Source organism: Deltaproteobacteria bacterium (assembly GCA_016183175.1).
Taxonomy (GTDB): domain Bacteria; phylum UBA10199; class UBA10199; order UBA10199; family SBBF01; genus JACPFC01.
This window is the reverse complement of the sequence record JACPFC010000110.1, coordinates 1-26,507: the sequence shown is the minus strand read 5'-3', so window position 1 is coordinate 26,507 and position 26,507 is coordinate 1. Positions and strand designations below refer to the sequence as shown.

32 protein-coding genes are annotated in these 26,507 nt (G+C 54.1%); 9 read left to right on the top strand and 23 right to left on the bottom strand.

The annotated features are described in order from the left end of the window. From HYU99_10745 to HYU99_10715, 7 genes are all read left to right on the top strand, one after another. Positions 1 to 1,829: nitrate reductase subunit alpha (locus tag HYU99_10745; GenBank protein MBI2340820.1), on the top strand; the 1,829-nt coding region annotated here is incomplete at its 5' end. A gap of 20 nt (positions 1,830 to 1,849) precedes the next feature. Further along, positions 1,850 to 3,403 (top strand): nitrate reductase subunit beta, encoded by a 1,554-nt coding sequence (gene narH, locus HYU99_10740; GenBank protein MBI2340819.1) that lies wholly within the window; start codon positions 1,850 to 1,852, stop codon positions 3,401 to 3,403. Then, entirely contained in the window at positions 3,403 to 4,113 is a 711-nt protein-coding gene (locus tag HYU99_10735; GenBank protein MBI2340818.1) for a hypothetical protein, read from the top strand. The genes narH and HYU99_10735 overlap by 1 nt, the downstream gene beginning before the upstream one ends. Before the next feature lie 18 nt (positions 4,114 to 4,131). After that, complete coding sequence (gene narI, locus HYU99_10730) at positions 4,132 to 4,857, top strand: respiratory nitrate reductase subunit gamma (GenBank protein MBI2340817.1); 726 nt, start codon at positions 4,132 to 4,134, stop codon at positions 4,855 to 4,857. Between the two features lie 57 nt (positions 4,858 to 4,914). Further along, entirely contained in the window at positions 4,915 to 6,411 is a 1,497-nt protein-coding gene (locus HYU99_10725) for a NarK/NasA family nitrate transporter (GenBank protein MBI2340816.1), read from the top strand. A 6-nt stretch (positions 6,412 to 6,417) separates the two neighbouring features. Then, on the top strand, positions 6,418 to 7,812 hold the full coding sequence (locus HYU99_10720) for a NarK/NasA family nitrate transporter (protein MBI2340815.1): 1,395 nt from the start codon (positions 6,418 to 6,420) through the stop codon (positions 7,810 to 7,812). Between the two features lie 30 nt (positions 7,813 to 7,842). Then, positions 7,843 to 8,331 (top strand): hemerythrin domain-containing protein, encoded by a 489-nt coding sequence (locus HYU99_10715; protein MBI2340814.1) that lies wholly within the window; start codon positions 7,843 to 7,845, stop codon positions 8,329 to 8,331. 140 nt (positions 8,332 to 8,471) lie between these two features. Here HYU99_10715 and HYU99_10710 read toward each other — a convergent pair whose 3' ends face one another. The 10 genes from HYU99_10710 to HYU99_10665 all read right to left on the bottom strand — a co-directional run bounded on the left by HYU99_10710 (position 8,472) and on the right by HYU99_10665 (position 16,740). Next, the gene (locus tag HYU99_10710) at positions 8,472 to 9,599 is read right to left on the bottom strand and encodes an ATP-binding protein (GenBank protein ID MBI2340813.1); all 1,128 of its coding nucleotides are present in this window, start codon (positions 9,597 to 9,599) and stop codon (positions 8,472 to 8,474) included. 83 nt (positions 9,600 to 9,682) lie between these two features. After that, the gene (locus tag HYU99_10705; protein MBI2340812.1) at positions 9,683 to 10,444 is read right to left on the bottom strand and encodes a hypothetical protein; all 762 of its coding nucleotides are present in this window, start codon (positions 10,442 to 10,444) and stop codon (positions 9,683 to 9,685) included. Then, positions 10,441 to 11,199 carry a hypothetical protein gene (locus HYU99_10700; GenBank protein MBI2340811.1) on the bottom strand — a complete coding sequence of 253 codons (759 nt, stop codon included), beginning with the start codon at positions 11,197 to 11,199 and terminating at the stop codon, positions 10,441 to 10,443. The genes HYU99_10705 and HYU99_10700 overlap by 4 nt, the downstream gene beginning before the upstream one ends. Before the next feature lie 84 nt (positions 11,200 to 11,283). Continuing rightward, entirely contained in the window at positions 11,284 to 12,612 is a 1,329-nt protein-coding gene (locus HYU99_10695; protein ID MBI2340810.1) for a c-type cytochrome, read from the bottom strand. Between the two features lie 96 nt (positions 12,613 to 12,708). Beyond that, complete coding sequence (locus HYU99_10690; GenBank protein ID MBI2340809.1) at positions 12,709 to 13,683, bottom strand: c-type cytochrome; 975 nt, start codon at positions 13,681 to 13,683, stop codon at positions 12,709 to 12,711. Beyond that, positions 13,680 to 14,348: a cytochrome b N-terminal domain-containing protein gene (locus HYU99_10685; GenBank protein MBI2340808.1), complete on the bottom strand. Its 669-nt coding sequence runs from the start codon at positions 14,346 to 14,348 to the stop codon at positions 13,680 to 13,682. The genes HYU99_10690 and HYU99_10685 overlap by 4 nt, the downstream gene beginning before the upstream one ends. Then, positions 14,345 to 14,827: a Rieske (2Fe-2S) protein gene (locus HYU99_10680; protein MBI2340807.1), complete on the bottom strand. Its 483-nt coding sequence runs from the start codon at positions 14,825 to 14,827 to the stop codon at positions 14,345 to 14,347. The genes HYU99_10685 and HYU99_10680 overlap by 4 nt, the downstream gene beginning before the upstream one ends. Next, complete coding sequence (locus HYU99_10675; GenBank protein MBI2340806.1) at positions 14,827 to 15,567, bottom strand: hypothetical protein; 741 nt, start codon at positions 15,565 to 15,567, stop codon at positions 14,827 to 14,829. Before HYU99_10675 ends, HYU99_10680 begins: the two co-directional genes overlap by 1 nt. 45 nt (positions 15,568 to 15,612) lie before the next feature. Then, positions 15,613 to 16,434: a NapC/NirT family cytochrome c gene (locus HYU99_10670; protein ID MBI2340805.1), complete on the bottom strand. Its 822-nt coding sequence runs from the start codon at positions 16,432 to 16,434 to the stop codon at positions 15,613 to 15,615. A gap of 9 nt (positions 16,435 to 16,443) precedes the next feature. Beyond that, positions 16,444 to 16,740: a c-type cytochrome gene (locus HYU99_10665; protein MBI2340804.1), complete on the bottom strand. Its 297-nt coding sequence runs from the start codon at positions 16,738 to 16,740 to the stop codon at positions 16,444 to 16,446. A gap of 191 nt (positions 16,741 to 16,931) precedes the next feature. Here HYU99_10665 and HYU99_10660 point away from each other — a divergent pair, with 191 nt between their 5' ends. Beyond that, positions 16,932 to 17,252, top strand: a complete 321-nt coding sequence (locus HYU99_10660; protein ID MBI2340803.1) for a type II toxin-antitoxin system RelE/ParE family toxin — start codon at positions 16,932 to 16,934, stop codon at positions 17,250 to 17,252. After that, complete coding sequence (locus HYU99_10655; GenBank protein MBI2340802.1) at positions 17,249 to 17,503, top strand: type II toxin-antitoxin system Phd/YefM family antitoxin; 255 nt, start codon at positions 17,249 to 17,251, stop codon at positions 17,501 to 17,503. Before HYU99_10660 ends, HYU99_10655 begins: the two co-directional genes overlap by 4 nt. A gap of 7 nt (positions 17,504 to 17,510) precedes the next feature. On the opposite strand, the gene HYU99_10650 is transcribed toward HYU99_10655, so the two are convergent. From HYU99_10650 to HYU99_10590, 13 genes are all read right to left on the bottom strand, one after another. Next, on the bottom strand, positions 17,511 to 18,260 hold the full coding sequence (locus HYU99_10650; protein ID MBI2340801.1) for a hypothetical protein: 750 nt from the start codon (positions 18,258 to 18,260) through the stop codon (positions 17,511 to 17,513). After that, positions 18,257 to 18,682 (bottom strand): cytochrome c-type biogenesis protein CcmH, encoded by a 426-nt coding sequence (locus tag HYU99_10645; GenBank protein ID MBI2340800.1) that lies wholly within the window; start codon positions 18,680 to 18,682, stop codon positions 18,257 to 18,259. Before HYU99_10645 ends, HYU99_10650 begins: the two co-directional genes overlap by 4 nt. A gap of 95 nt (positions 18,683 to 18,777) precedes the next feature. Continuing rightward, on the bottom strand, positions 18,778 to 19,296 hold the full coding sequence (locus HYU99_10640) for a redoxin domain-containing protein (GenBank protein ID MBI2340799.1): 519 nt from the start codon (positions 19,294 to 19,296) through the stop codon (positions 18,778 to 18,780). Beyond that, positions 19,296 to 20,534, bottom strand: a complete 1,239-nt coding sequence (ccsA, locus tag HYU99_10635) for a cytochrome c biogenesis protein CcsA (GenBank protein MBI2340798.1) — start codon at positions 20,532 to 20,534, stop codon at positions 19,296 to 19,298. The genes HYU99_10640 and ccsA (HYU99_10635) overlap by 1 nt, the downstream gene beginning before the upstream one ends. 12 nt (positions 20,535 to 20,546) lie before the next feature. Then, positions 20,547 to 21,263: a cytochrome c biogenesis protein CcsA gene (ccsA, locus tag HYU99_10630; GenBank protein MBI2340797.1), complete on the bottom strand. Its 717-nt coding sequence runs from the start codon at positions 21,261 to 21,263 to the stop codon at positions 20,547 to 20,549. Next, positions 21,260 to 22,393: a DUF1016 domain-containing protein gene (locus tag HYU99_10625; protein ID MBI2340796.1), complete on the bottom strand. Its 1,134-nt coding sequence runs from the start codon at positions 22,391 to 22,393 to the stop codon at positions 21,260 to 21,262. Before HYU99_10625 ends, ccsA (HYU99_10630) begins: the two co-directional genes overlap by 4 nt. A gap of 554 nt (positions 22,394 to 22,947) precedes the next feature. Beyond that, a complete protein-coding gene (locus HYU99_10620) occupies positions 22,948 to 23,379 on the bottom strand; it encodes a cytochrome c maturation protein CcmE (GenBank protein MBI2340795.1) in 432 nt (143 codons plus the stop codon). After that, a complete protein-coding gene (locus HYU99_10615) occupies positions 23,376 to 23,492 on the bottom strand; it encodes a CcmD family protein (protein MBI2340794.1) in 117 nt (38 codons plus the stop codon). The genes HYU99_10620 and HYU99_10615 overlap by 4 nt, the downstream gene beginning before the upstream one ends. Then, positions 23,489 to 24,157, bottom strand: a complete 669-nt coding sequence (gene ccsA / locus HYU99_10610; GenBank protein ID MBI2340793.1) for a cytochrome c biogenesis protein CcsA — start codon at positions 24,155 to 24,157, stop codon at positions 23,489 to 23,491. The genes HYU99_10615 and ccsA (HYU99_10610) overlap by 4 nt, the downstream gene beginning before the upstream one ends. Then, positions 24,154 to 24,825, bottom strand: coding sequence for a heme exporter protein CcmB (locus HYU99_10605; GenBank protein MBI2340792.1), 672 nt, complete (start codon positions 24,823 to 24,825; stop codon positions 24,154 to 24,156). The genes ccsA (HYU99_10610) and HYU99_10605 overlap by 4 nt, the downstream gene beginning before the upstream one ends. A gap of 233 nt (positions 24,826 to 25,058) precedes the next feature. Then, complete coding sequence (locus HYU99_10600; protein MBI2340791.1) at positions 25,059 to 25,688, bottom strand: ABC transporter ATP-binding protein; 630 nt, start codon at positions 25,686 to 25,688, stop codon at positions 25,059 to 25,061. A gap of 47 nt (positions 25,689 to 25,735) precedes the next feature. Next, positions 25,736 to 25,990 carry a 30S ribosomal protein S20 gene (gene rpsT, locus HYU99_10595; GenBank protein ID MBI2340790.1) on the bottom strand — a complete coding sequence of 85 codons (255 nt, stop codon included), beginning with the start codon at positions 25,988 to 25,990 and terminating at the stop codon, positions 25,736 to 25,738. A 67-nt stretch (positions 25,991 to 26,057) separates the two neighbouring features. After that, positions 26,058 to 26,324 carry an FG-GAP repeat protein gene (locus HYU99_10590; GenBank protein ID MBI2340789.1) on the bottom strand — a complete coding sequence of 89 codons (267 nt, stop codon included), beginning with the start codon at positions 26,322 to 26,324 and terminating at the stop codon, positions 26,058 to 26,060. Positions 26,325 to 26,507 lie beyond the last annotated feature (183 nt).

The following is a 26,507-nucleotide window of genomic DNA, read 5'->3' as shown; positions in this document are numbered from 1 at the left end:
AGTACTCCCGCTACAACACGGTCCCCAAAAACGACATGACGGCCAAACATACGGCCGACACCATTGTAACGGCTGTGCGTAACGGCTGGATGCCGTTCTATCCGCAGTTCAGGCGGAATACGCTGGAGCTTGGAAAGGAGGCCGTGGCGAACGGCGCCAGGGATGACGAGGGAATCACGCAGTATGTGTTTGAAAAATTGAAATCAAAACAACTGGAGTACTCGGTTGCGGATCCGGAGGCGGAAGAAAATCATCCAAGGGTCTGGTATATCTGGCGCGGAAACGCCATCACAGGGAGCATGAAGGGGCATGAATACGCCTTCGAACATTATCTTGGCACGCACTCCAACCTCATCGCGAAGGATTCCCCCGAACAGACAAAAGAATTGAAGTGGCACGAGGTCGCGCCGAAAGGGAAAATGGATCTCGTGGTGGACCTGAACTTCCGGATGGATTCGTCGGCGCTCTATTCGGACATTGTCCTCCCCGCGGCCTCTTGGTACGAGAAGGCCGACCTGAACAGCACCGACCTGCATTCGTTCATTCACCCGCTCTCCGCCGCCATCGCGCCGGTTTGGGAATCGAAAACCGACTGGAATATTTTCAAGGAACTGGCAAAGGCAACCGGCGAGGCCGCCAAAAAATACCTGCCGGAAACGCAGATCGACATCGTCGCATCACCCTTGTCGCACGATACGGCCGACGAGATCACCCAGCCAAGCGTGAAAGACTGGACCAAAGGGGAATGCGAGCCGGTTTTGGGGAAGACCATGCACAAGCTCTCCGTGGTCCGGCGCGATTACACAAAACTTTACGAAAAGTTCATTACGCTCGGCGAGAACGTGAAAACCAGGGGATTGGGCGCGCACGGAAACCATTACCTGTGCGCGGATGAGTATGACGAAATGATTGTCTCCAATCATTTCCCGGTCGAGAAGGTGGATGGAAAAATCTATCCGTCTCTGAAAGAGGACGAATCGGCGGCCAACGCCATCCTGCATCTCTCCACGCTGACAAACGGCGTGCTCACGGTGCGCGCCTACGAAAACATGGAGAAAAAGACCGGTCTCAAACTGGCCGATCTGGCGGAGGGGAGCAAGGATGTCCGGATTCGCTACGCGGATCTTCAGGCCCAGCCTCGCAGATACAACACGTCGCCGCTCTGGTCCGGGCTGATGAACAACGGCAGGGCCTACTCTGCCTATACCTATAATGTGGACCGGCTTGTTCCATGGCGGACGCTGACGGGACGCCAGCACTTCTATCTCGACCACGAGATGTACATCGCCTATGGCGAGAATCTGCCGACCTACAAGCCGTCGCCGAAGCCCGAGGTTTACGGAGATCTGAAGGAGACGCTAAAAAACGGGACGGCGAAGGTGTTGAACTGCCTCACCCCCCACGGCAAGTGGCACATCCACTCCACCTACATGGAAAATCTCCGGATGTTGACCCTCTCCCGCGGTTGTGAGCCCTGTTGGTTGAGCGAAAAAGACGCGGAAGATCTGGGCATCAGGGACAACGACTGGGTTGAGGTCTACAACGACCATGGGGTCTATTGCGCCCGGGCGTGCGTCAGTTCCCGGATTCCCAGGGGGGTGTGCATCGTTTATCACGTGCCGGAGCGGACGGTGGGCATCCCCAAGTCGCAGGTGCGGGGAAACAAGAGGGCCGGCGGGCATAACAGCTTCACGCGGATTCATCTGAAGCCGAACTTCCTGTGCGGCGGATATGGGCAGTTTTCGTATCACTTCAACTACTGGGGGCCCATTGCCCCGCAGAGGGATACCCATGTGACGGTCAAAAAAATGGACAAGGTTGTATTTTAAGGGAAAGGGCCCCAAATAATATGGATATTCGTTCACAAATTTCGATGGTGTTTCACCTGGACAAATGCATCGGTTGCCATACCTGCTCGATCGCCTGCAAAAATATCTGGACCGACCGGAAAGGGGCCGAGTACATGTGGTGGAACAATGTGGAAACGAAACCCGGCACCGGTTATCCCACAAAGTGGGAAGACCAGGGCATTTACAAAGGGGGTTGGGAAAAAGATGGTGATGATATTTCACTTAAAGGCGCCGGCAAACAAAAGGGCCTTCTCAATATTTTTCACAACCCCAATCTGCCGGTGATCGACGACTACTATGAGCCTTTTACCTACAAGTATCTCGACCTGATCGAAGCAAAGGAGGGAGACGACCAACCGACGGCCCGCCCCGTTTCGCTGATCACGGGAAAGCCGATCGACATCAAAATGGGGCCGAACTGGGACGACGATCTAAGCGGAACGCCGGATTACGCCCGGAACGATCCGAATCTTAAAAATTTGTCGCCCGCCGAGCAGGAAGCCATGTTTCAGTTGGAGCGAATGGCTTTTTTCTATCTCCCCCGGATCTGCAACCATTGCCTGAATCCGGCCTGTGTCGCCTCCTGCCCGTCGGGGGCCATTTATAAGAGGGGCGAGGACGGCCTCGTTCTTATCAACCAGAACGTCTGCAGGGCTTGGAGAATGTGCGTCACCGCCTGCCCCTATAAAAAGACCTATTACAACTGGCACACCGGAAAATCGGAAAAGTGCATTCTTTGTTATCCGCGCATCGAGGCGGGTCTTGCCCCAGCCTGCATGCACTCGTGCGTCGGGCGCATCCGTTACCTGGGGGTGATCCTCTACGATGCCGACCGCATTCACGAGATGGCGGGGGCACCCGAGAAGGAGTTGATCGAGCGCCAGATGGACATCCTGATGGATCCGTTCGATCCGGCGGTCATCAAGTCGGCGAAGGCGAACGGAGTCGCTGATTCCACGATCCATGCGGCCCAAAATTCTCCTACTTACAAGTTTGTGAAAAAGTGGGGGTTGGCCCTGCCGCTCCATGCGGAGTACAGAACGCTCCCCATGCTGTTCTACGTGCCGCCGCTCCTGCCGGTGATGGCCTCAGTAAAAGAGGCGAATCAGCGCGAACAAAACAGGAAATTGAATTCCACGGCCAAAGTTTGGGACGACAACTGGCTCTACGACACCTCTACCGAGGAGCTTTGGGGGGCGATCGAGCAGGCCCGCTTCCCGCTGAAATATCTTGCGAATCTGTTCGGCGCCGGGGACGAGGGAAAGGTCAAAGAGAGGTTGATGAAACTGATGGCGGTCCGGATTTATCGCCGCTTTAAAACAGTCGGTGATATTTCCGAGCAGAAAGCGAACGATGCGCTCAAGGCGGTGGGTTACACGCCGGAGGCGGCCGATCAAGTCTATTATCTGACTTCGCTGGCCAAGTTTGATGACCGGTTCGTGATCCCGGCGGCTCACCGGGAGCAGGCCATTGAAATGCTCGAGTTCACGGGGGATAAAAAAGGGAGCGCCGGTTTTGGTTTCAAAGAAGGAACCATGGAGAGGGGATTGTGATGAATTACGAACACTACAGCCGATTAGCCATGTTGTTCGATTTCCCGGGGCCGGAGTTCGCCGCGCGGGGACGGGAGCTGTTGGACTGTCTGCGTAAAAATTATCCTGATGCTGTAACGGAGTTGCAGTATTTTCTCGATGGTCTTCCTTCGATCCCGCTGGATATTCAGGAACTCTACACCCGGACCTTCGATGTGCAGGCCATCACAACGTTGGATATTGGTTATGTTTTGTTTGGGGACGATTACAAGCGTGCCGAACTCCTTTCTAATTTGACTCGCGAACACAAACTGGCCGGGAACGAATGCGGAAACGAGCTGGCCGATCATTTGCCGAACATGTTGCGTCTGATCCCGAAACTTTCAGATTCGGAATTGGTTGCCGAACTGGTCGGTGAAATCCTGGTTCCGGCGCTACTCCTCATGATTCGGGAGTTTGATTCTTCGCTACTGGAAAAAAAGAATATGAATTATCGGAAGCATTACAAAACTCTCATCGAATCGGCTCCCGGAAGCGAGCTTACGATCTATCGTCGGGCATTGAAGGCGCTTCTTTGTGTGTTGAAAGAGGATTTTCAGGTGACTGCGATTATGGAAAAACTTGGCGGTTGGTCCGAGAGCCGGCAATCGACGGACTTTCTGGGGTTAATTGAGAAGGAAATGAACATTGAAGAAAATGCCAACCCGGCCAATAGCGGTTTTGACGTTTGAATAGTATGGGGATCAATTATGACATTTAACAATTTCTTGTTTATCGCATTACCCTATATCGCGATTGTAACTTTTATCGTCGGGTCGATCCGGCGATACAGGGCGACCGGGTTCAAAGTTTCGTCCCTTTCCTCCCAGTTTTTGGAAGGGCGCAAACTTTACTTCGGCTCAATGGCGTTTCACTGGGGGATTTTGGCCGTCTTCACGGGGCATCTCGTCACCTTCCTCTTTCCGACGGCGACTTTGGCGTGGAACAGCAGTCCGGTGCGCCTGATTGTTCTCGAGGTGCTGGCCTTCACGTTCGGGTTGAGCGTCTTGGTCGGGTTGATCGGGCTTTTCCTCCGGCGGATATCGAATTCCCGCATCGAGAGCGTGACCAGCCGGATGGATATTGTCCTTGAGCTTCTGCTTTTGGCGCAGGTCGTCCTGGGATGTTGGATTGCCTTGGGATACCGGTGGGGGGCCTCCTGGTTCGCATCGGATTTGTCCCCCTACCTTTGGTCGATCGTGAAACTGAATCCGGACATCGAAGCGGTCAGCGCCATGCCGCCGGTAATCAGGGCTCATGTTGTCGGGGCCTTCGTCATTATTGGAATGATTCCCTTCACCCGGTTGATGCATTTTCTGGTGGCCCCCTTCCACTACGTCTTTCGGCCCTTTCAACTGGTACTGTGGACCTGGGACCGCAAACGGGTCCGTGATCCGAGAACGGTTTGGACACAACATCGTCCGAGGAATAACTAGAGCCTGTTAACGACGAAGGAGTTTACAGGCTCTTGTCCCCGAAGGGGGCTGACCCTTATGGAACAGAACGTAACCGGAAAATCCCACCGGATCCTTTTCTTCAACACCCTTGCCTTCACCGTCTGTTTTGCGGTGTGGATGTTCAACGGTGTTTTGGTCACCTTCCTCGTGGAAAATCAACTCTACAAATGGTCAATGGTGGAAATTGCATGGCTGATGGCAATTCCGCCCTTGAGCGGTTCCATCTTTCGCCTTCACACGGGGATATGGACCGATAAATACGGCGGCAAGGTGACGTTTGGCGTTCTGCTTTTTCTCTGCGCCCTCCCGATGTACCTGCTTACTTATGCCGACAGTTTTCTTGCGTTCGCCTTGTGCAGTTTCGGTTTTGGCCTTGCGGGGCAGGGATTCTCCATAGGCATTGCCTATACTTCCGTCTGGTACCCGAAACAATGGCAGGGGAGGGCGCTGGGAATTTTCGGAGTGGGCAATGCCGGCGCCGCCGTCACCACGATGTTGGCCCCCTCTTTGCTAAAACGCCTGACCGACAACGGAGCCGATCTGGAAGGATGGCGCCTTCTTCCCCAAATCTACGCCGCGGCGTTGGTCGTGATGGGGATTCTTTTTCTTCTTTTCACGGTCAATAAAAAATCAAAAGCGGCCGCCGGGAAAACATTTGTTCAGATGCTTAGCCCCCTTAAGGAAGTGCGGGTGTGGCGCTTTGGCTTGTATTATTATCTGGTCTTCGGATGTTTTGTCGCGCTTTCCCAGTGGCTTGTCCCCTATTTTCTCAATATGTATGCCGTTTCGCTGGTCACTGCCGGAATATTCGCGTCCATATTCAGTTTGCCGGCGGGAGTTTTGCGCGCGCTGGGTGGGTGGCTATCCGATAAACTCGGGGCCAGAACCGTGATGTACTGGGTGCTTGGTTTATCCGTTGCCTTCTGCCTTCTGCTCGTCGTTCCGAAAATGGAAATCGATTCTCCGGGCAAAGGGATCATGGCAAAACGGGCGGGCACGGCGACGCATGTCTCCGACAGTCTGATCAAAATAGACGACATGAGCTACCCGCTGGTTGAAAAACCGGCCGGGGCCGCCGAGGACGACGCATCATTCTCCGCTTTTCCAAAAAAGAAAATCTGGCAGGTGCCGGTGGTCAGGGAGGGCGAGGAGGTGAAAAAGAAACAACTCATCGCCAAGGGAACAACCCACATCTATTTTCAGGCGAACATCTGGATCGCGGCTGTGCTTGTTTTTATCATCGGCACTTTGTGGGGAATCGGCAAAGCGGCCGTGTACCGGCACATCCCCGATTATTTCCCGAACGATGTGGGGGCCGTGGGCGGAATGGTGGGACTCTTGGGGGGCCTGGGCGGATTTGTCTCTCCCATCATTTTCGGTTATCTGCTGGAATGGACCGGCCTCTGGACGAGCATGTGGATATTTCTCTTCTTTGTTTCCGCGATTTGCCTGTGGTGGATGCATGCCACCATCACAAAAATGAGGGACAGGGCCGCGCCGCACACAAAAGAAAAGTTTGAGGCAGTCGGTTAAACCGTTATGTCAACATGGCTGAAAAAATGGGAACCGGAAAATGAACTTTTCTGGAAAACGGAAGGGGGCAAGCAGGCCAACCGCACCCTGTGGGTCACCACGTTCAGCCTGATATTTTCCTTTGCCACCTGGTTTGTGATGAGCGCGGTTGTGGTGCGCCTGCCCAATATCGGATTCAAGTTCGATACCATGCAACTCTTCTGGCTTGCCGCGATGCCCGGGTTGGCCGGAGGAACCTTTCGCCTGATTCACACTTTTCTGATTCCCATTTACGGCACAAGACATGTCGTTACTATGGCCACGCTCATTAAAATCCTGCCGATGATCTGGCTTGGGTTTGCCGTCCAGAATCCCGAGACCCCCTATCCGCACTTTTTGATCATTGCCGCCTTATGCGGGTTTGGCGGCGGCGATTTTTCATCCTACATGCCCTCCACCAGTCTGCATTTTCCAAAACGTCTGCAGGGATACGCCATGGGCATTCAGGCGGGCATCGGGAATTTCGGCGTGAGTCTCGTCCAGTTTGTTACTCCATGGATCATCGGATTTGCCGCACTCGGCGCCATTGTCGGGACGCCCCAGGTTTTCACAAGAGGCCCCGTGGTGAAGGACATCTGGCTTCAGAACGCCGCCTTTTGGTACATACCGGTTTTGATCGGCGCCGCCATTCCGTGCTGGGTGTATCTGCGCAGTATTCGCGTCGATAAACCGTCAATAGGCGGAATGATCAAAAACATGACCGATAACAAGCACGCATGGTTCTGCGTCGTCACTTATGTCATGACCTTCGGCAGTTTTTCGGGATTTTCCGCCGCTTTTCCGCTGATGATAAAAACGATTTACGGTGGATTTGAAGGGGCGCCCGACCCGTTGAAATACGCTTTTTATGGCCCGCTTGTCGGCTCTCTCATTCGCGCGCTCATGGGAGCGCCATCCGACCGCATGGGCGGCAGTGTCTGGCTCATGGTTTCGGGGATTGGTTTGGTATTGGGTTGCCTTGCGCTGATCTTCGGGGGATTTCTTGCGCCGACTTCGCTGGAACAATTCCCGATGTTTGTCTGGGTCATGCTCTGGATATTCCTGATGGCAGGCATAGGAAATGCGGCCACCTTCCGCCAATATCCGATTGTATTCGCTTTTTCGCCCCGGCAGGGGGCCCAGATTCTCGGCTGGACGGGCGCGTGGGCCGCTTATGGTCCTTTCGTTTTTTCTTCGTTGATCGGCGCCGCGATAACGGCTTGCGGAAATGCAAAAATATTTTTCTGGGGCGCCCTTGTCTTTTACTCCGTCGCCACCTGGATCAACTGGCGCTATTACACCCGCAAAGGGGCCGAGCGGTACGACTGGGGAACCAAAGGCGGCACCTGGTGGGACAAGGCGAAGGAAAATTGGGCAAAATAGTTTGCCCCCTGTCGAGGAAGAGGAGGTCTTATGGACAATGTAAGAGGGAAAGCATCCGTCACCGGCTATTATGAGGCCGACCATGAGCGGCTGGATCGCCTGTTTAAAATGTTTCAGACCTTGAAGCGGAGCGATTTCGCCAAGGCCAAGGGGGCCTTTGTCGATTTTAAAACCGGCTTGCAGAGGCACATCGTCTGGGAAGAAGAAATCCTTTTTCCGGTTTTTGAGGAAAAAACGGGGATCAAGGACGCGGGCCCGACGGCGGTCATGCGTCTGGAACACCGGGAGATCGGGGCGGCGCTGGAGGCCGTTCATCAGAAGGTAAAAGAGAGGGATCCGGAGAGCGACAGGGAGGAGGAAAAATTGATCTCCCTTCTTTCGGAGCACAACCGGAAGGAGGAGGTTATCCTTTATCCCGCCATCGACCGTTTTTTGAGCCCGGCGGAGCTGGAGGAGATTTTTAAAAAGATGGAGGCCCTGCCCCCGGAGCGTTACGCCACCTGTTGCGGGGGGCATTGAAAGTCAAATCCCCTTTCCCTTGCCTGTCCGCCGAAGCCCGAAACCGGTCCTTTTTTTTCCGATACCGGCGTCGACAAAAACGCCCATTTCATTTACGCCCAGACGACGGTGACCTTTGACGCGGTGGTGAAGGAGTAGCGTCAGGCCGCCAGCGTATCAAGCCATTCGCCGGCGGGAAGGATGGAAATTCCCTCGACAGTCTGGGTTTGTCTTGTATTCATGACAAGCTGAATCGCCGATTTCGCGGAAAGACGGCGATGAAAATACAAAAGAGGCCGGCTTAAATTTGCATTGGAAAATTTAACCTCAACAAGATGCTCGATTTTTTTGTCGATGGCCGTTAAAAAATCGGCCTCTCTTTTTTCCTTGTCGCGCAGATAGTGCAGTTGCGTGGTCTTTCCCTCCGCATCTTCCAGAAAATGCAGGTGCTTGCGAAGACAGTTGGCAACCAGATTTTCAAATTTGATCCCTTCGTCGCCTGTCACCGAACTCGTGTCGTAAAAATAAATTTTTGGTTCTTTTAACAGCGAACGGCTTATGTTTTTCGAATAGGGCGTCACGGAGAAAACGACGTACATGCTCTCGAGAATCTGAATCCATCTTTTAACCGTATGAGGGGATATTTGCAGGTCCCTCGAAAGGGAATTATAAGAGATCGGCGAACCGACCCTTTCCTTGAGCATGTCAATCAGCAGGATCAGCGTCTGTATGTCCCTTACCGGTTCCAGATCCTGCACATCGATCCGCACAATCCGTTCGATGTGCTGTTTTCTCCAACGGGCTGTTTTCATCTCCGATTGGCTTAAAAAGGGCTCGGGAAATCCGCCGTAGCGGATGAGATTTTCAACAATCTCCCGGGGAGAGGCCTCCCCCCGAAGCTCCCGCACCGAGAAAGGGTAAAGGCGGTGGCCAAAATAACGACCCGCAAGAGAGTCGCCGCCACGCCTGAAAACATCCAGCCGCGCCGAACCGGTGACCAGAATTCGAGGCGGGATTCCCTCGGTATCATAGGCGCCTTTTAAATGCGTTTTCCATTTTTTGAGCTTGTGGATTTCGTCGAGCACGATCAAATCAACCTTCCGATCCCATGTTTTTTTGACCATGATCCGCCGATCGGCTTCTTCATCATAATTATAGCAGGCATGCGAAGGAAATCTCCCCCCCAGCGATTTGGCCAGAGTGGTCTTGCCCACCTGCCGTGGCCCCGACAAAAAGACCATTTTTTCTTCAAGATCTTTTAAAAGGGTTTCTTCCTGTAACCTCTTCATTTAATTTGATATTCCTTAAAACAAGTATGTATTAAATTGCAAAATAGTCAAGACTTTTTTGCAGTATAGTACATGGTTTTATTTTATCGCAGGCGATAGTCCGGTTGTTCGATGAACTGATTGTCGATGATGGCGTTGGCGGTATTTTTGGCCCAATCCTTCATGGCGGGGCTCACCTCATCGTCTTTGCCGTTATAGTACAACCATGCATAAATATAAACGCTGAAACTGTAGGCTCCTCCGCCCGAACGCAAATATCGCTGATCGCAACCGGCCCGGCCCTGGAGAGGGCCCTCCCGGCAATTGACATGAAGATAGTAATTCCCCGCGGCCTCGCTGTGCCGGGCCTCGTGGACCAGAGTATTGACCCTCATAATCGGATTGTTTCGGGAAAAAAGATAATGCCCCAGATAGATGATTTGTTGATGATCGGGATGACCGGAGGTCGCATTCCAGCCGTAAACCCCGCGTCCTCCCCGTTGATCTTCACGAATCATGTCAATGCGCCGGTTGACCCACGAGTAGAGATTGGTGATCCACCGGCCAGGGTTATCGATTGCCCGGTGAAAATCCTCTATGTAGGAAAGGCTCCATAAAAGTTGCCAGAGTTCCCCTTCGCACTCGGTTCCCTCAATCCGGTAACAATCGCACTCCTCAAGGGCTTCCCCGGTGTTGATGCCGAAATCAAGGCGGTAACGGCGGCTTTTTTCGGCATCGACGCACAAGGGCTCGCCCCGCCCCCAATCAAGGATCTCGTCGTCCGACATGACAAGGGAAGAGGCCTTGGGCGCGCCGACCAGCCAGCCGATCAACAGGATGCCGGTTGTAAAAATCAGCCGTTTCATTTTTTCTTTTTCCGGCCGGAGGGGGACTTCTTCGGCTTTTCCTCTTCTTCCCCGCCGAGAAAAAAATCCTTGATCATGGTTTCGCCGGCGCCCCGGTCAAACGGAACCAGGAGAGATTTCTCTTCCCTTGAAAGGAGCCTCCGCACCTCTTCAACAGCCGCCTGCCGGTCGTCGTCCGTCAGGATGTAGGCCTCCACGGCCGCCCTTTTGACCCCTCTGTTGGTGTCGGGGTCCTCGATGAGATCGAGCAGGTAATCGGGATCGTGATCCGCCAGCGCCTCCACCGCCGCCATCTTGCGGGCCAGGGCCTGGATGACGACATCCGTTCCTTCTTCCCCTTCCCCCTCGCCGGTATCGGGCAACTCTTTTTCAATTTCCTTTTTCAATATCGGCGCCCCCTGTTCGAGGGGGAGTTTGCCCAGCGCGTGAATCGCCAGGAATTTTTCGGTTTCCAACTCTCCCGGCTCCCGATCGAGGAGCGCCTCGATCGGCTTGATCACTTTTTGGGGATCCTCGTCGAATTTTTCCTGAAGCTCCGTCTGGATGCTCTCATAATCCTGTTTGGCGCTGTATCCGGATGCCTCATAGTCTCCCATGCCGCCGTAGTCGCGGAGGATCCCGACCATTTCCTCCTCATCGTTCTCTTCAAGGGAAGAACCCGCCGTGATCTTTCCTGTTTTTCCGGTTTGCAGAAAATAGAGACAGGCCGCGATGACTGTTATCGACAGCAGAATAATGGAAATTCTTTTTGTCACGTTTCCCATCTTTGGAGGGAACAAGGATAACAACTCCCTCGGCTTTTATCCAGGACAAGAGGGCCGGAGACAACAATCTGCCTGTTATCGTTCATTGAGGTTATACTCCATCCACTCCGAAAACGCTTCAGGCCCGGCATGAGTCACAATATCGGCGTCCCACAGGGCGAGTGAGAGATAGCCGCTTTTTTTCAACGAGGAGCTTTTGACGATCACATGCCACCGGCCGTTCTCATGGATCCCCTTTGCAACCACCTTGTCCACCTTTTCTGTTGACCCCGACGGTTTGATCGTATTGATTCCGCTTGCGCTGAATATTTTTATCCCTTCCGGTTCCCACTTCCAGATTTCAACCGGATTGCCGGCATGTCCCATCCCCAGATAAGGGAGTTCGGAAGGATCGGAAATTTCTTTGGCCGGGATCTGCACCGCAACGCCGTCGCTTCTCCCTGCCTGTACGTCGGACCGGTCATCCTCCCAACTGATGTAAAAGGCGGTATCCCTTCCGTTGGAAAGGGCCTTCACTGTCAACCATTCCGTCTGATTCGGCGCGCTCCAGAGCGGTTTGAGAAAAACGGGAATCCCTTTTGCCTTCTGCCACGCCGCATCTTTATAGTCGTGAGAAATCTCGCCGTCGATCCGCTCCACATCGATCAGGTATCTTTTTGGATCGGATGGATCGTAGTCAGCAGGCATTTTTTGAATCGACTTGATGTAGTGAACCAGCGACCAGATTTGGGGGGGCGTAAAAGTTCCCTCATGGGCCGGCATGGGGGTGCCGGGGATTCCCATCAGCAGGGTTCGGTAGATATCCCTTTCGGTGTTGCCCCACCGGAGCGGCCCGCGGGTCAGATCGCGCGGCGTGATCGGCTGTCCCCAGGCATCCCTCAAGCTTTGCGAGGCGGGGCCGTCGCCATGCCCTTCGGCGCCGTGACAGGAACCGCAACCCGCCGAGACATACAATTTTTTCCCTTCTTCAATCGATTCCGGCGTCGCCTTCACGACATCCGGTATTTCCACATAAGGGGCAGGGGGGCCCTTTGCGGAGGCGGGGAGAAAATTTTTCACAGTGGCCAGAATTACCCGCCAGTCGGTGGAGGCCAGCATGTCCCAGCCGGGCATGGAGGCGCCGGGGATCCCTTTTTTCATTGTCTCCATCAATTCGACATCCGAGGGGGAGGGGCCGGGCGACGCACGATATTTGAAGATTCCTTTGGTAAAATCGCGCGGCTTCGGCCAGAGATAGGGGGCCACTGGGCCGTTGCCGTCCCCTTTTGAACCGTGGCAGGAGGCGCAGTGCGCCTCGTAGACCATTTTTCCGCGATCCCCGCCGGCCGAACCGGATTCACGATTTCCGCAGGCCATGAGAATGAAAAGAGAGAAAATCAGGATGAACGGTCGTCTTTTGCGCATGGCACCCCCTTGATTGACGAATCACTTTAATGAAAAAAAGGTTTGTGATCAAGGAAAGAGATGCGTTTATGATTTGGGTCAGTTTTTGGGGGAGACTCACTCCGGTTTCCGTTGCGACGACATGAGGTAGCGCGAAAGGTCCTCGATTTGCGCATCGGTTAAGGCGTTTTGAAAACCGGGCATGATCGAGCCGGGGTTCATGGAGGAGGGATCCCGGATGTAGGTATAAACGGTTCCCTTGTCGCGGTAGGTACGGATGGTGGTCAGCTCGGGGCCGGTATCTCCCCCTTGGCCGTCCAAATTGTGGCAGGCACCGCAATGTTCGGCGAACAATTTTGGGGCTTCTTCGGTGAACGGCCCGCTTCCGCCCAAAGTGCCCATAAAAGCCACCAGCTGATCGGTTTCCTCCGGCAGGAGATTCAAGCGGGGCATGAGCGAATGGGGAGAGACCGCCTGGGGGTCGCGAAAATGTTCGGCCAGCCACCTGGCATCGCGGCGCGCCCCCACCGTGGAGAGGTCGGGGGCGAAGAGGCCCCCTCTGCCGTTGATGCTGTGACAATAGGAACAGTGCAGGTTCTGATAGAGCTGCTGACCTGCCAGCACCATGGCATCTTTCGGCACCACCGGGTTAAGGAGCGGCGATTTGAGACCGGCATAGGTGAGCGTTGCCACCACCGCAATGGCCGCCAGTCCGGCGAAGGTCAAAATCGGCCTGTCGAAAGGATGACGTTTGGGGCTGCGGTCGATAAAAGGGAGGAACAGAAGAAATAGGAGAACCAGTGTGGGAAGAATAATGGCGGCCACCGCCTCGAGAGAGCCGGGAAACAGTTTCAAGGCCTGAAACAGGAAGAGAAAATACCAGTCGGGACGCGGGTTATAGGTGTTGTCGGTGGGATCGGCAATTTCCTCGAGCGGGGCGGGAACAACCAAAACAACAATCACGAGGGCGGCCAGCACCAGAAGAACGGCGACGGTGTCCTTGAAAATGATGTCCGGAAAAAACGGTTTCCCCGCTTTTTTGAGTTCCTCATATCGCCGGCGGATTTTTTCCTTCCAGTCGGGAGGGGTCATGGCTTTTTTTCCTTTTCCGGAGGGGCGGAAATCCCCAGCCGGACCACCAGACAAAGATGAACGGCGAGCAAGAGAACGATCAGCGCCGGCAGGAGGAGGACATGAAAGGCGTAAAAGCGGGTCAGAGTGACCGCCCCCAGCGCCTCTCCCCCGCGCAGTACCTTGGCGATGGCCGGCCCAAGGAGGGGGGCCTGCGAGGCGATATTGGTTCCCACCATGGTGGCCCAGTAGGCCTTCTGGTCCCACGGGAGAAGGTAACCGGTAAACCCGAAACCGAGAACCAAAAGCCAGATGAAGAGGCCGGTTATCCAGGTCAGCTCCCGCGGATATTTGTAGGCGCCGTAAAAGAAGGTGCGAAGGAGGTGAAGGGTTACCGCCACCACCATGAAGGAGGCCCCCCAGTGGTGGAGGCCGCGCACCACCTTCCCCATCGGAATCTTCTGCATGATGTAGGCGACAGAGGCATGGGCATGCTCCGGCGAAGGGGAATAGTTCATCGCGAGAAGAATTCCGGTGACCACCTGAAGGGTGAAGAGAAAGAGGCTGACGCTTCCCAGCACATAGGGCCACCCCACCCCTTTGGGGATCAGCCGGTCGAAAAGGGTTTTTTTGATGTTTAAGATCTCGATTCTTTCATCGAGCCAGTTTATCAGTCGGGAGATCATCCTTCTTCCTTTTTTTCCGCCGGCTTGATCAACAGCTTTCCCCCCGCCACCTTTGCCGGAAGATGGTCAAGAGGCCGGGGGGGCGGCCCCGCCAAAACCTCGCCCGTGATGCTGAAAACGGCGTTGTGGCAGGGACAGAGAAATTTTTTCTTCTCCGTGTCCCACCGGTAGGGGCATCCGAGATGCGTGCAACGCGGGTCGAAAACGGTGAACTGTTTTCCGTCGGAGGTCACGGCCCAGGCGCTGGATCGTCCTTCCACCGTCATCCAGCCGTCGTGTTTTCGCTGGACAAAATCAATCTTGAAGGGTTCACCGATGGGAAAGTCGGCGACCGTCCCCGCTTCGATCCAGTCTTCCTCCTCTTTGTGCCAGAGGGGGGCCAGAAAATAGGTGGTGGCCGGAATGCCAATACCCGCGGTGATGAGGCCTCCCATGATAAAGATGCCCTGTTTCAAAAAATTTCGGCGGTCGATATCCATTATTTTCCCTCGGTTCCCGTGGTGAGGCGCAGACGCTCCTCTTCCTCGCGGGCGGCGTCGGCGATCTGCCGGGCCTCCTTCGCGAGAGGGGCCAGGATAAATGAATGCCATCCCGTTTTCAATTTTGACAGGCGGTTTTGGAGCGTCTTTTGCGCATTCCCGGCGGGGCCGGCTTCTTTTCCCGCCTTTCGGGCTACATCAACGGCTTTGTCGAGATTTTCCACGGCCTGATTCGCGAGGTTGAGCGTCACCAACGCCTCGTCTGCGACTGGTCGTTCCTTGTGACAGACGGAGCAGGTTTCCTTCAGCTGGGCTGGCTCCGGAATGCGGGCAGCCATGGCGCCATGGCAGGTGACGCAGTTGGGCCCCTGCCCCGTCCTTTGCAGTTCGCGGTAGTGGTAGCTTTTTTTGAATTCAGCCAGTTCGGCGGAGTGGCACCGGCCGCAGGTCTCGGGAATCCGGTTGAAATAGAGCGGGCTTTGCGGACTGCTTGATTTGAGAATCCCCTTATGGGCGGAAGGAACGTCGGTCTTTGCCGGATTTCCCCCGTGGCACATCTCGCAGGTGATCCCCTTTTCGGCATGACGCGAACCCACCCACTCCGCGTAGTCGTGCGCCCGGTTCACCGAGGGGAGGAGTTTCTGATGGCACTCCACGCAGTTGTTGGCGGCGGTTCCCGTCGGGGGGAAAAGAAAAACCGCCGAAAAAACAAGGATGATTCGGGCGCCCACTTTCGCCATACCCTAATCCTTAATCCTCCCCGGGAATTGTGTATATGATAAACATCAGCTCTCCTGCCGCACCTTCCACCGGTGGGATTTGTGGCATTCGGTGCAGGAGGCGTTGGGGCCCATTTCGTGATGCGGCGGGGCGACATCCGCATGACAGGTCAGGCACACCTCCTGGTCGGGTCTTAATTTTTCATGCGGCTTGTGACAAACGGCGCAGTCGAATGACGACATGGGGGCATCAGCCGGAAACGACTCCTCCCCCACCCTGATTTTTTGATGACATCCCAGACAGGTTGCCCGGTCGGGCGTCAGCCCCTCCTTTTCGGCCAGAAAGTTGTGACAGTCGGTGCAGTGCAGGAAGGCCATTTTTTTGCCGGGGCCCTCTGTTTTGTCGGTGTGACACTTGATGCAGGAATCCACCGGTCTTAGGAATTTATGCACCCCTCCCAGATGACAGTCGATACACTCAATTTTTGCCTTTTTGAAATGCACCTGATGCCCCGCCGTTTTTCCCACCCGCTTCCACTGAGGGTCATCGCTTAAATGGCACTGGGCGCAGACGGTGTGGTTTAGTTCAGGATGATGAACAACCTTGTCGGGCCTCCGGGTGATGTAAAACCAGGCCTGCCGGAGTTTTTCCCCGGTTCCCTGCTGGTGGCATTGATGACAGTCGACAAGGTGATGGGGTGAGGTGGACCATTTTTGAAACGGTTCCTCCATGATGTGGCACGATCGGCAGAAACGGGGATCGTGCTGAACATAACGGTAACCCCGATAAGCAAAAACCCCCGCCCCCATCACCAATAACATGGCGATGACGACGAGGATTTTCCCCCGGCGGCTTAAATAAAAGAAGGCCGTCGGAACCGTTTTCATAGAGTGGATTTACTTCGGAACGGCGGCGCAGACAGCCGCGATGTCGATGCCCTTGTCCTTGTAGGAGGGCATCTTTCCCTTTCCTTCAGTCACAACCTTGACGCAATCGATGCCCGGCTTTGTCAGATCCATGGCTGAAGGATCGACCTTCATGGCTGTGGCCATGGCGGCCTTTCCTTTCCCGTCGGCGCCGTGGCAACTGGCGCACTTGGCTTCGTAGTCGGCCTTTCCATCGGCCATGACGCCGGAAATCCAGGCCAAAGAAACAACAGCGGCCATAAGCGAAACAACAGCAATTTTCTTCATAGCTTTCAGTCTCCTTTTGGTTTGTTGACTAAATAATCCAACCACAGCACCCGTCTTCCATATACCAAAATCCGGCCCAAGAAAACATGATTCTCGTCATAATGGTAAACGGAGAAGGGCAAAACAGTGGTATTACCTGGCCACGACTTATCTTTTGACAAAAAAAATATTTAGACTATAATTATAGTCAAATGGCGCGGAGGGGCTTCGACCTGATTTACGATGCGGAAGTGGCGGTCCATTTGTCCTGTATTCCGAAGAAATGCCGCTCTCTGATTCGGAGATCGGTCGAGGAGATGCTTTCCTTCGAGCCGGAAAAAGAGGCCAAAAACAGGAAACCTCTTGTCGGTTCATCGCTGTTTGACATGGGTTGGGAGTTGCGGTGCGGCGCGCGGAATGAGTTCAGGGTTTTTTACCGGACGGACAATGTCAAAAAAGAGGTTTATATTTTGGCGATCGGAGTCAAGAAAAGGGACAAATTGATCATTGGAAAAGAGGAGGTCGCATTATGAAGATAGCTCCGCTGGCCGATGTGAAAACCAGGCTTAGCAATTACATCAATCTGACGCAAAAGGGCCCCGTTATTGTCACAAAGAACGGCCATCCAAGAGCCCTTTTGGCGGCCGTTCCCGAAAATGAGGATGATTTGGAGCGGCTGGTGCTGGCGCTGACCCCCAAATTCAGAAAAATAATCGATGCGGCCTATCGACGCATTCAATCTACGGGGGGGATAAGGCACGAGGATTTTTGGCGGCAGTTTTAAGTCGATCCTACTTTTTTCCGAGCTGGGCCTCGATCATCTGAAGAAAGGCGGTGACACGGGCCCTGCCGGGATCATCCGGTTTTGCTTCTTTCATGAATTGATCCCACGTCTTTTTGGCCCCCTCGAGGTCACCCACTCCCTGAAACTGGACAATCCCCTTGAACAAAAGGGCCTCCGTGTTTTTGGAATCGAGGGCCAGCGCCTGATCGAACTGGCGCATGGCCGACTCCATATCCCCCATCGCGTTCAAGGCCATTCCCAGGTGGACGCGGGATTCCACGCTTTTTGGGTCCGCCTGAACCGCCTCGTGGCTCAACCGGAAGACATTTTCGAAATCCTGCATTTGCAGATACAGATGCCCCAGCCGTTCCAGCGATTTGACGTCATGGGGATTGTTTTCCACCTTTTCGACCAGGGCGTTGAATTCATTCTCGTTGATCTCGCCGATTGAAGTCATTGGCCCACCACCGGCCATCGGGGGCATTTCCGAACCGGCGCGGCCTCCCATCATTTTTCCGCTGATGATTCCCCCCTCTTCCCGGGTCCGAATCCCCGCCGTCAGCGTCACGACAACCCCCCCGATAAAAGAGGCCAGAAAAAGCCCCAGGGCCATTTTTGAAAGAAAGCGCGTCTTTTCCGGATTTCCCTCGCCACCCCGTGGCTTTCTCTTTTCCTTCCGGTCCAGCAGGGCCAGGAAAATGGAGGCGCCCAGAAGGGCGATGACGCAGACAAAACCAATGAGAGTTCCGATGTTCATATTTTTCCTTTCTTGACCCAAGTGATGATAAACACCGCTCCCCCCACAAGGGCCAGCGCCGGCAAAATCCATACCATCAAATTCATCCCTTCCGGTTTGGGCTTCAGGAGAACCCACTCGCCGTAGCGCTCTTCAAAAAATTTCAAAATCTCTTCATCACTTTTTCCTTTTTCTGCCTGTTCTTTAAGGGTATCCATCATTTCCTTGGCGAGGGCGGCGGGAGATTCCGAGATGGGGACGCCCCTGCAGACCGGACAGCGAAGCTCCCCCCCCAGCCGCTGAATGCGGTCTTCCGTGGTCTCCTTTGCCGGGGCGCAGGCAAGGAAAAAAAAGAGGCCGGCGAGAATTAAAAAATGAGCCGGCCTCAGGGTTTTCTTGAGGTTTCGTCGGCATGTTTGAGCACACCGAAATGCAATCGCCAATCGGTCCAAACTTGAGCCCAATAAACAAACCGAGTGGCGATAAAAAGATCGCGAGTTCCGACGAAACCGAAAGAAAATCATTGAGGCCGGCTCATTCATTTTAACTCCTGAATCGCCTCCGCCTGCTCCCACAAAATCTCGGGTGTCAGCATTCCCGCCTGTTTGTAGCGGACAACCCCTTCCTTGTCGATGAAGAAGGTTTCGGGAACGCCGGCGACGCCGTAATCGACGGCTGTTCTTAATTCCGGATCGAGCAGGACGGGGGCCGCCTTGCCGTACCGGGCGATAAACTGTTTGGCGTTTTCCGGGGTGTCTTCGTAGAGAATGGAGTAGAAGAGCATCCCCTTGGGCTCCATGGCCCTGGCGGCCTGGCGGATCAGGCGATGTTCCCCCAGACAGGGGCCGCACCAGGTGGACCAAAAGTTCAGAATGACGGGTTTTCCCTTGAGCGACGAGAGGGCTACCCTTTTTCCGTCGAGATCGGACAACAAAAAATCGGGCGCCGGTTTGCCGATGAGTGCGGAGGGGAGCTCGCGCGGGTCGCGGGTGAGGCTGAAATAAAGGAGCGCCACGATTGGAGCTACGAGGACAACAAAGAGGATAAGTTTTTTCATTACACCTTTTTTCTCCCGAAAGAGAGCGCCAGCAATCCCCCCAGCATCACCACAAATCCGCCGATCCAGATCCACGAAACCCCCGGCGCGATGATGACCCGGAGCGAGGCCCGCGAGCCGTTTTCCTCCACCTGAATCAGGGTCAGATAGATATCCCGCAAGAGGTTGGAACGGATGGCCGGCGTGGCGACCGGTTCACGGGAGTTGGGGTAGTAATTCATCTGCGGGGTCATCACCCTCTTTATTTTTCCGTTGTGTGTCACATCCACCCTTGCCCTCACCTCGTATCTCTGCGGCGTATCCCGGCTGACCACCTCCTCAAAAACGAGTTCATAATTTCCGACGGCGGCTGATTCCCCTTTTTTGAGGGTGATCTCCCTGTCTGTTTCATAAATGGCGGAAAAGGCCACGCCGATCACCACCATCAGGGCCCCCAGGTGGGAAACGAAGCCGCCGTAGCGCCGGGGGTTATCGACAAGAAGCGCCAAAGGGGAACGGGTTTTGGAAAGGCGGATGACCTCCAGCAACATCACGAAAAAGGCGAATCCGCAAAGTCCGATCATTCCGGCAATCAACGGGGAACGGGCCCCCAGAATCCAGGCGACAAGGGTCACAACCGCCGACAAGAGGGCGGGGAGTTTGGCCGAGGTGCGAATCTTTTTTGGGTCCCCTTTTCGCCATGGGGTAAGAAGACCGATGCCGAGTACCAAAAGGATCATGCAGGTGATGGGGACCGACATCTGGTTGAAGTAGGGTTGGCCGACGGAAATCCGTTTTCCCTGCAGAGCCTCCACCACAAGGGGATACCAGGTTCCCAGAAACACAACAAAACAGAAGCTCACAAAAAGAAGATTGTTGAAAAGAAAGAGAACCTCGAGGCTCAAGAGATTTTCAAAGCGGCTGGAGCCCGACTGGCGGCCGGCAGGTTTGAAAAAGGGGGCCCGCCACAAAAGAAGACCGACGGAAATAGCCAGCACGGCGCCGGTAAAAATCAAAAACCAGGGGCCGATGGCCGATTCGGTGAAAGAATGAACGCTATCCAGCACCCCGCTTCGGGTAAGAAAAGTCCCCAGAAGGGTGAGAAGAAAGGTGACAATGGCCAAAGTCAGATTCCAGACCGGGAGCAGTTTCCGTTTTTCCTGGACCATTACGGAATGAACAAGGGCGGTGCCGGTCAACCATGGAAGGAGGCTTGCGTTCTCCACCGGATCCCACGCCCAGTAGCCCCCCCATCCCAAAACGGCATAGGATCACCAGGCCCCCAGCATGATTGCCAGCGACTGAAATGACCAGGCAAAAAGGGTCCATTTGCGGGTCAGCGGAAGCCAGGCGCCCGATAAATCTTTTTCCAGAAGGGCGGCAATGGCGAAGGCAAAGGGAATGGTAAAGCCGATATAGCCCATGTAGAGGCAGGGAGGATGAATGGCCATGAGCCAGTGGTTTTGCAAAAGGGGATTCGGGCCGGGACCGTTTTCGGGAACGGGAAAAACAGTCCCGAATGGATTGGCCGGAAAGGCAAGGAGGAGATAAAAAAAGAGTTGAACGGCAAGGAGCGTCAGCCCTGTCCAGCACAAAAGTTTTTCCTCTTTTTCGCGGTAGAGGTAGACGCAAACGGCCGAATAGGCCGACAACAAAAAACCCCAAAACAGGATCGACCCTTCAAGCGAACTCCAGAGGGAGATGGCGGAGACCCATCGCGGGGTTTCGCGGGCGCCGACGTGGGCGACGTAGCTCACCCCAAAATCGTCCGAGAGGAGGGCGTAAACCATCGCCAGGTTGGCGACCGTCATCAGGACAAAATTTCCGTAGATGGCGGCCCGTCCCAGTGCGGCGGAATTGGAGGAGTCAATCCGGCGAGCGGTATAATAGACAATGATGCCGAAGAGGGAGAGGCCGATGGCCAGCGCGATGGAGATATTGCCGATATAAATGACGGGGCTCATGATAATTTCTGAATTCATCATCATTTTTCCTCATCAATCCATTCTAACAATTTCTTCTTCAATTCCTCCTTCGATGGCAGGTAGAGCTGGTATTCTTTAGCGTGGATATTGGCGTCTTTAGGTAATGTTATTTTTACGATGGCATCCTTCTTTTTTTTACAGAGCACAATACCGATGGTGGAGTGTTCCGCCTTCGTCTTTACGAAGCGGTCGAAATAGTTCACATACATCTGCATTTGGCCGAGATCCTGATGGGTAAGTTTGCCGATTTTGAGATCGACAATCACATAGCAACGCAAGAGGCGATTGTAAAAAACGAGATCCACAAAAAAGTGTTCTTCGTCAAAAGTGAAGCGTCGTTGCCTGGATTCGAAAAGAAATCCTTTTCCCAGTTCCAGAAGAAAATGTTCAATCTGGCTAATAATGGCCGATTCAAGGTCGGATTCGGAATAGCGGACCTGCTCGTCCAAACCAAGAAACTCCAGAACAAGGGGCTCTTTGAGAAAGTCCTCCGGTTTTTCTACCAACTGGCCTTTTTGCGCCAGTTTTTGGATTCCCGCCTTGTCACGACTTAAGGCAAGGCGTTCATACAGACTGCTGTTGAATTGTCGTTTTAATTCCTTGAGATTCCAGCCTTGATTTTCTGCCTCGATTTCGTAAAAACTGCGCTCATCCGGGTTCTTAATGCCCAACAAAAAAACGTAATGGGTCCAGCTTAGACAGAAGGGGCTTTGTTTTGACGAGGGTGGGACTAATTGCCCAGTTTCAAACTGGGCAATGTTGTATTCACTGCACAGAGTAATCGCTGATTGCCCAGTTTTGGTCTGGGTAATTTGCGCGCGTTCCTGATAGGCAAGAAAGAAACGACGCATATACTCCAGATTGCTCTTGGAAAAACCGCGGCCAAACTCGATCATCAGCTTTTGAGCCAGTCTCTTTAGCACCTCCTTGCCATATGCGGCACGTGACTTTCCCTGCTGCTCATGCGCCACAATATGCCGCCCTATTTCAAAGTTGGTGTGTACCTGTACGAGATCAATGCCACGGACAACTGTTTTTCGGGCAGTGATTATCAGATCGCGTATGCGTTTATAGAGGGCCGTTTCTCTGTCAGGCACAATGCTTCGCGATTTGGGTTGTTTTTTTGGTTTCATAACAATCCCCTAATTGAGATACTCCCGCCAGGATTCTTTCCATTCGATGGTTTGGTGTTCAGTCATGGTTTGACTTCTTGACATCTGTTCTTGTTCTATTTCAAAAGCTTCAACTGGGGCAGTTCCCCTGTTTCTTCCGAATCCTTTGACTGCGCCAACTCAATCAATGTTGGCGCTACATTCCAGTGCCCGCCATTGTCGGTGATCACCGTAACCGACTTCCTGTTGAAGCGGCAAACTTGCAAAAGTCGTGATACTTTGGAATCACTTGGTGCTCATCTTTGTATTCTTTATATTTCCGAATAAGGTCGTCTTTGGATGTCATCTTTATCTCCAATGAGTGGTATTCACTATTTCCTTCCACTCATTAAAATTTTGAGATCCGCAACCGTATAATTTCACGGGATAAAACTCAATCAAAGATTCCCGGACCTGCCTGCCGGCAGACAGGTTTGGTCCATCATCCGGGCCTTTGGGCTACCTGAAGTCGGGCAGTTTTTGAGGTTTTTTTGAGTCGCTGTGAAATTTGGATAAAAGCTCATGGGAGACATCGATTACGGATTTTCCTGTTTCAGCTGACGATAAATTTCCTGCGGCATTTCCCCTTCTTTGGGGGGACGGTATTCATTCCCGTGCTTGACCATCAAACGGTCCGCCTCAAATTGGCCGTCGGCCTTGAGGGCCCCTTCCACCACGGCGCCGATTCCTTCCTGGAACATCTGCGGAGGGGTTTTTGTCGTCACGACCGGAATAACATGATGCTCGTCGGCAAGCCGGAAGGTGGTGATTCCCGCATTTGTTTGGATGCTCCCCTTCTCCACCATCCCCCCTAGGCGTACCGGATTGCCCACGGCCCGCGGGCCTTTGGCCGCAAGCTCGGACGGGGTGACAAAATAGACAATATTTTTTTCAATGCCGCCGCGGAGGAGATAGCCCAGCCCCGCCAGGATGATGACAACGGCAAGAAGAGTAAGAATTGTTTTCATTCTTTTTTCAAAAGCCGGCGGTGTCTGACCCAGAGCGACAGGGCATAGCCCCCCAACACCACCCAAGTGATCGTGTAAGCGGCCACTACGTATTCCCATCCTCCTTGAATCATGATGTGCCTCCACCCGGCGGCAAGGCCTCTTTTTCATCGATGGCGGCCTTGCGTTTGGCCAAGTTCATTCGGATAAACAAAAACAAAAGCCCGATCCCCAAAATGGCCAGCGCATTGAGGCGAAGCGGCAAAACCATCGAGGGATCCATCGTCTGCGGGCTCGACTGCACCTGATGAAGGCTCCGCCACCACTTTACCGAAAAATAAACCAGAGGGACGTTCAGGAAGATGAGGACCCCCACGCCGGCCGACATTTTGGCCCGCCGTAAAGGGTCGGCGATCAGCTTCCTTAATATATGATAGCCGGCGTAGAGCACAAACAGGAGCGCGGTGGTGGTAAGCCGCGGATCCCACGTCCACCAGACCCCCCATGTCGGCCGTCCCCAAGTGGAGCCGAGCAGAAGGGCGAGGCCCGTCAAGACAAGGCCGATTTCAGCAGAACTGGCGGCCAGCCGGTCCCATCTTTCCTTTTTGCGGATGAGATAAAGCACCGAACCGGCAAACGAGACGAAAAGAAAGATAAAGGCGTTCCAGGCCGCCGGGACATGAACATACAAAATGCGGTAGACCTCCCCCATCATGCTATCCGGCGGCGCCACAAAAAGACCGCGGTACTGGGCAAAGGCAAGGAAGAAAATCAGAAAAATGGCGATCAGTTTTTTCATCGATCAAAAAAATTTTCGGCGTTCAACAATGCCCCCAAAAGAAAGATCGTGTCAAACAATATGAGCAGTTTGATCCAGACCATCTGCTGGTCGAACAGGTCATGGGCCAGAATAAACCGGGTTGTTTCCGTCGCGGCCAAAAGGAGCGGGATCAGCATGGGAAACAAAAGAATCGGCAACAAGGCCTGTCCCCCCTTAAGGCTCACCGTAAGCCCCGCGTAGCAGGTTCCCAGTGTGGAAATGCCGAGGCTCCCCAAAAGGATAACTCCCAACAGCGACCATGAGAGAGACAAATCAAAGAGGATTCCCATGAGGGGGAGAAGAATGATTTGGAGCGCCAGCACCAGCGCCAGGTTCGAGAGCATTTTGCCGAGGTAGAGGGCCCGGACATCCCCTCCCGCAAGGAGAAGCCCCTCCCACTGTCCATCCTCCACCTCGCGTTGAAAGGAGCGTTCCAGTGTGAGCACGGAGGAAAAAAAGACGGCAAGCCAGAAAAGGCCGGGGGCCATCTTGCGCATCAGTTCCGGCTCGATGCTCAAGGCAAAACTGAAGAGGACAAACAATACAAAGCCAAAGAGGACGACCGAGAGGATATGATCGGCCTCGCGGAGTTCGGTCCGAAGGTCTTTTTTGAGAATGGCGGCAATTTGTCGGATGAACTGTATCATTTGATCTCAACTCTCGCGGGTCCTGCCGCCTGCGGTTCTCCCTCTCTCGTCCTCGTCGTGAAGGAGCACGACTGCGGCTCGTTCGGGGGGGACCCCACCGAACGCCACTGGTTCGAGTGAGGTGGGGGCGGAAAGTTGCATGGGCTCCCAAGCCGCTTCATCCGCCACTGGCGGCGCGGCTTGGGAACCCTTCCCGCAGGCGTCACCCGCTCGTCTAATTCAAGTGATCATTTTTATTTCGGTTTTCCGTCATAATCGATCGTTCCGTCTTTCAAAATAACCAGCCGGTCGGCATGCGAGAGGGCCTGTTCGTGGTCGTGGCTGGCGAGGATGACTGTTTTTCCCTCTTTTTTCCATCCGCGGATTATTTCGTTCAAGATTTCCTTCCGCGGCTCATCCAGAAGAATCAAATCGGCCTCACCCAACAGTAATCTGGCCAGCATGAGCCGTTTTCGCGTTCCCTCAGAGAGTTCTTCGACCTTATAGTTTTTGAATCGATCGATCCCAACGCGTTGCAAAACAGTTTCCAATGGTCGATCCACACCGCGAAGAGAAGCGGTCAACCGCAGATTTTCCATCACTGTCAGCGGTTCGTAGAGCTGTTTTTCGTGCGCGAGATAGCGAATGCGGGGGCGGATTTCCCTTTTCTCTTTTTGCGTGTCGTGCCCGGCCACCGTGATTGTGCCCGTTGTGGGGGCCAAAAGGGTGGCGACCATTTTAAGGAGGGTCGATTTGCCCGAGCCGTTGTTGCCGAAGAGGGCGACCGACTCCCCCCGGCCTATTTTCAGGTTACAGCGGGAGAGGACCCAGCTTCGGCCGAACCGCCTTCCGGCCTCCTTCATTTCGACAAGATGGTCCGTCATTTTTTCCGGAACCGTTCATATCATGGGGAAAATGTAAGTCTAGCGGTTTAAGACAGATGGTTTACAAACTGCGTCAGGCGGGAGATGTGACGGCTGGCGTTGTTTTTGTGGATGATTCCTTTTTGGGCCGCCTTGCTTAAACGGCTGATCGCTGACTGAAGATGGGGGGCGGCGTTTGCCTTGCTTTTCGCGCTTTTTACCTGCTTGATCAAACTCTTCAGCGCCGACTTGACCGTCCGGTTGCGGGCGCGCCGTTTTTCGTTCTGGCGCTGACGTTTGAGGGCGGAGGCGTGAGTGGCCATAAAGTTGAACCCGATTATCCGATTTGCCCCGCAGTGTCAAGGTGCAAGGCGCTTTGATGTGTGGTTATCATTCCCCACCTAAAATGAGATAGGCGGCTCCTGCCCATGCGCCGCCGGACTCACCGATGGCCCCAACCAAGAGGTCATCGTAACCGTCATTGTCCACGTCTCCTGCCCCTGCAACAGCGCTTCCTGCATTATCATAGGACGCCTCCCCAACAAGCTTGGCATCGGCAGAAGAAAGGCTGGTCGTTCCACTAGTCACAGGACCCAGCACCAAATAGGCCGCTCCGGCATCACTCCCTCCAGAGCCCTCATACCTAGCCCCAACCAAGAGGTCATCGTATCCATCGTTGTTCACGTCGCCAGCGCCAGAGACAGAACAACCCGCCCAATCACCAGACGCCTCGCCAACAAGCTTGGCATCGGCAGTAGAAAGGCTACTCGTTCCACCAGACACAGGACCCAGCACCAAATAGGCCGCCCCCGCCAAACTACCCCCGGAGTCTTCAAACTG

What these genes read in the sequence shown, in the direction of transcription:
- narH (MBI2340819.1), top strand. Translation starts at nt 1,850, where the DNA reads ATGGATATTCGTTCACAAATTTCGATGGTGTTTCACCTGGACAAATGC.
- HYU99_10735 (MBI2340818.1), top strand. Translation starts at nt 3,403, where the DNA reads ATGAATTACGAACACTACAGCCGATTAGCCATGTTGTTCGATTTCCCG.
- narI (MBI2340817.1), top strand. Translation starts at nt 4,132, where the DNA reads ATGACATTTAACAATTTCTTGTTTATCGCATTACCCTATATCGCGATT.
- HYU99_10725 (MBI2340816.1), top strand. Translation starts at nt 4,915, where the DNA reads ATGGAACAGAACGTAACCGGAAAATCCCACCGGATCCTTTTCTTCAAC.
- HYU99_10720 (MBI2340815.1), top strand. Translation starts at nt 6,418, where the DNA reads ATGTCAACATGGCTGAAAAAATGGGAACCGGAAAATGAACTTTTCTGG.
- HYU99_10715 (MBI2340814.1), top strand. Translation starts at nt 7,843, where the DNA reads ATGGACAATGTAAGAGGGAAAGCATCCGTCACCGGCTATTATGAGGCC.
- HYU99_10710 (MBI2340813.1), bottom strand. Translation starts at nt 9,599, where the DNA reads ATGAAGAGGTTACAGGAAGAAACCCTTTTAAAAGATCTTGAAGAAAAA.
- HYU99_10705 (MBI2340812.1), bottom strand. Translation starts at nt 10,444, where the DNA reads ATGAAACGGCTGATTTTTACAACCGGCATCCTGTTGATCGGCTGGCTG.
- HYU99_10695 (MBI2340810.1), bottom strand. Translation starts at nt 12,612, where the DNA reads ATGCGCAAAAGACGACCGTTCATCCTGATTTTCTCTCTTTTCATTCTC.
- HYU99_10690 (MBI2340809.1), bottom strand. Translation starts at nt 13,683, where the DNA reads ATGACCCCTCCCGACTGGAAGGAAAAAATCCGCCGGCGATATGAGGAA.
- HYU99_10685 (MBI2340808.1), bottom strand. Translation starts at nt 14,348, where the DNA reads ATGATCTCCCGACTGATAAACTGGCTCGATGAAAGAATCGAGATCTTA.
- HYU99_10680 (MBI2340807.1), bottom strand. Translation starts at nt 14,827, where the DNA reads ATGGATATCGACCGCCGAAATTTTTTGAAACAGGGCATCTTTATCATG.
- HYU99_10675 (MBI2340806.1), bottom strand. Translation starts at nt 15,567, where the DNA reads ATGGCGAAAGTGGGCGCCCGAATCATCCTTGTTTTTTCGGCGGTTTTT.
- HYU99_10670 (MBI2340805.1), bottom strand. Translation starts at nt 16,434, where the DNA reads ATGAAAACGGTTCCGACGGCCTTCTTTTATTTAAGCCGCCGGGGGAAA.
- HYU99_10665 (MBI2340804.1), bottom strand. Translation starts at nt 16,740, where the DNA reads ATGAAGAAAATTGCTGTTGTTTCGCTTATGGCCGCTGTTGTTTCTTTG.
- HYU99_10660 (MBI2340803.1), top strand. Translation starts at nt 16,932, where the DNA reads ATGGCGCGGAGGGGCTTCGACCTGATTTACGATGCGGAAGTGGCGGTC.
- HYU99_10655 (MBI2340802.1), top strand. Translation starts at nt 17,249, where the DNA reads ATGAAGATAGCTCCGCTGGCCGATGTGAAAACCAGGCTTAGCAATTAC.
- HYU99_10650 (MBI2340801.1), bottom strand. Translation starts at nt 18,260, where the DNA reads ATGAACATCGGAACTCTCATTGGTTTTGTCTGCGTCATCGCCCTTCTG.
- HYU99_10640 (MBI2340799.1), bottom strand. Translation starts at nt 19,296, where the DNA reads ATGAAAAAACTTATCCTCTTTGTTGTCCTCGTAGCTCCAATCGTGGCG.
- ccsA (MBI2340797.1), bottom strand. Translation starts at nt 21,263, where the DNA reads ATGATGATGAATTCAGAAATTATCATGAGCCCCGTCATTTATATCGGC.
- HYU99_10625 (MBI2340796.1), bottom strand. Translation starts at nt 22,393, where the DNA reads ATGAAACCAAAAAAACAACCCAAATCGCGAAGCATTGTGCCTGACAGA.
- HYU99_10620 (MBI2340795.1), bottom strand. Translation starts at nt 23,379, where the DNA reads ATGAAAACAATTCTTACTCTTCTTGCCGTTGTCATCATCCTGGCGGGG.
- HYU99_10615 (MBI2340794.1), bottom strand. Translation starts at nt 23,492, where the DNA reads ATGATTCAAGGAGGATGGGAATACGTAGTGGCCGCTTACACGATCACT.
- ccsA (MBI2340793.1), bottom strand. Translation starts at nt 24,157, where the DNA reads ATGAAAAAACTGATCGCCATTTTTCTGATTTTCTTCCTTGCCTTTGCC.
- HYU99_10605 (MBI2340792.1), bottom strand. Translation starts at nt 24,825, where the DNA reads ATGATACAGTTCATCCGACAAATTGCCGCCATTCTCAAAAAAGACCTT.
- HYU99_10600 (MBI2340791.1), bottom strand. Translation starts at nt 25,688, where the DNA reads ATGACGGACCATCTTGTCGAAATGAAGGAGGCCGGAAGGCGGTTCGGC.
- rpsT (MBI2340790.1), bottom strand. Translation starts at nt 25,990, where the DNA reads ATGGCCACTCACGCCTCCGCCCTCAAACGTCAGCGCCAGAACGAAAAA.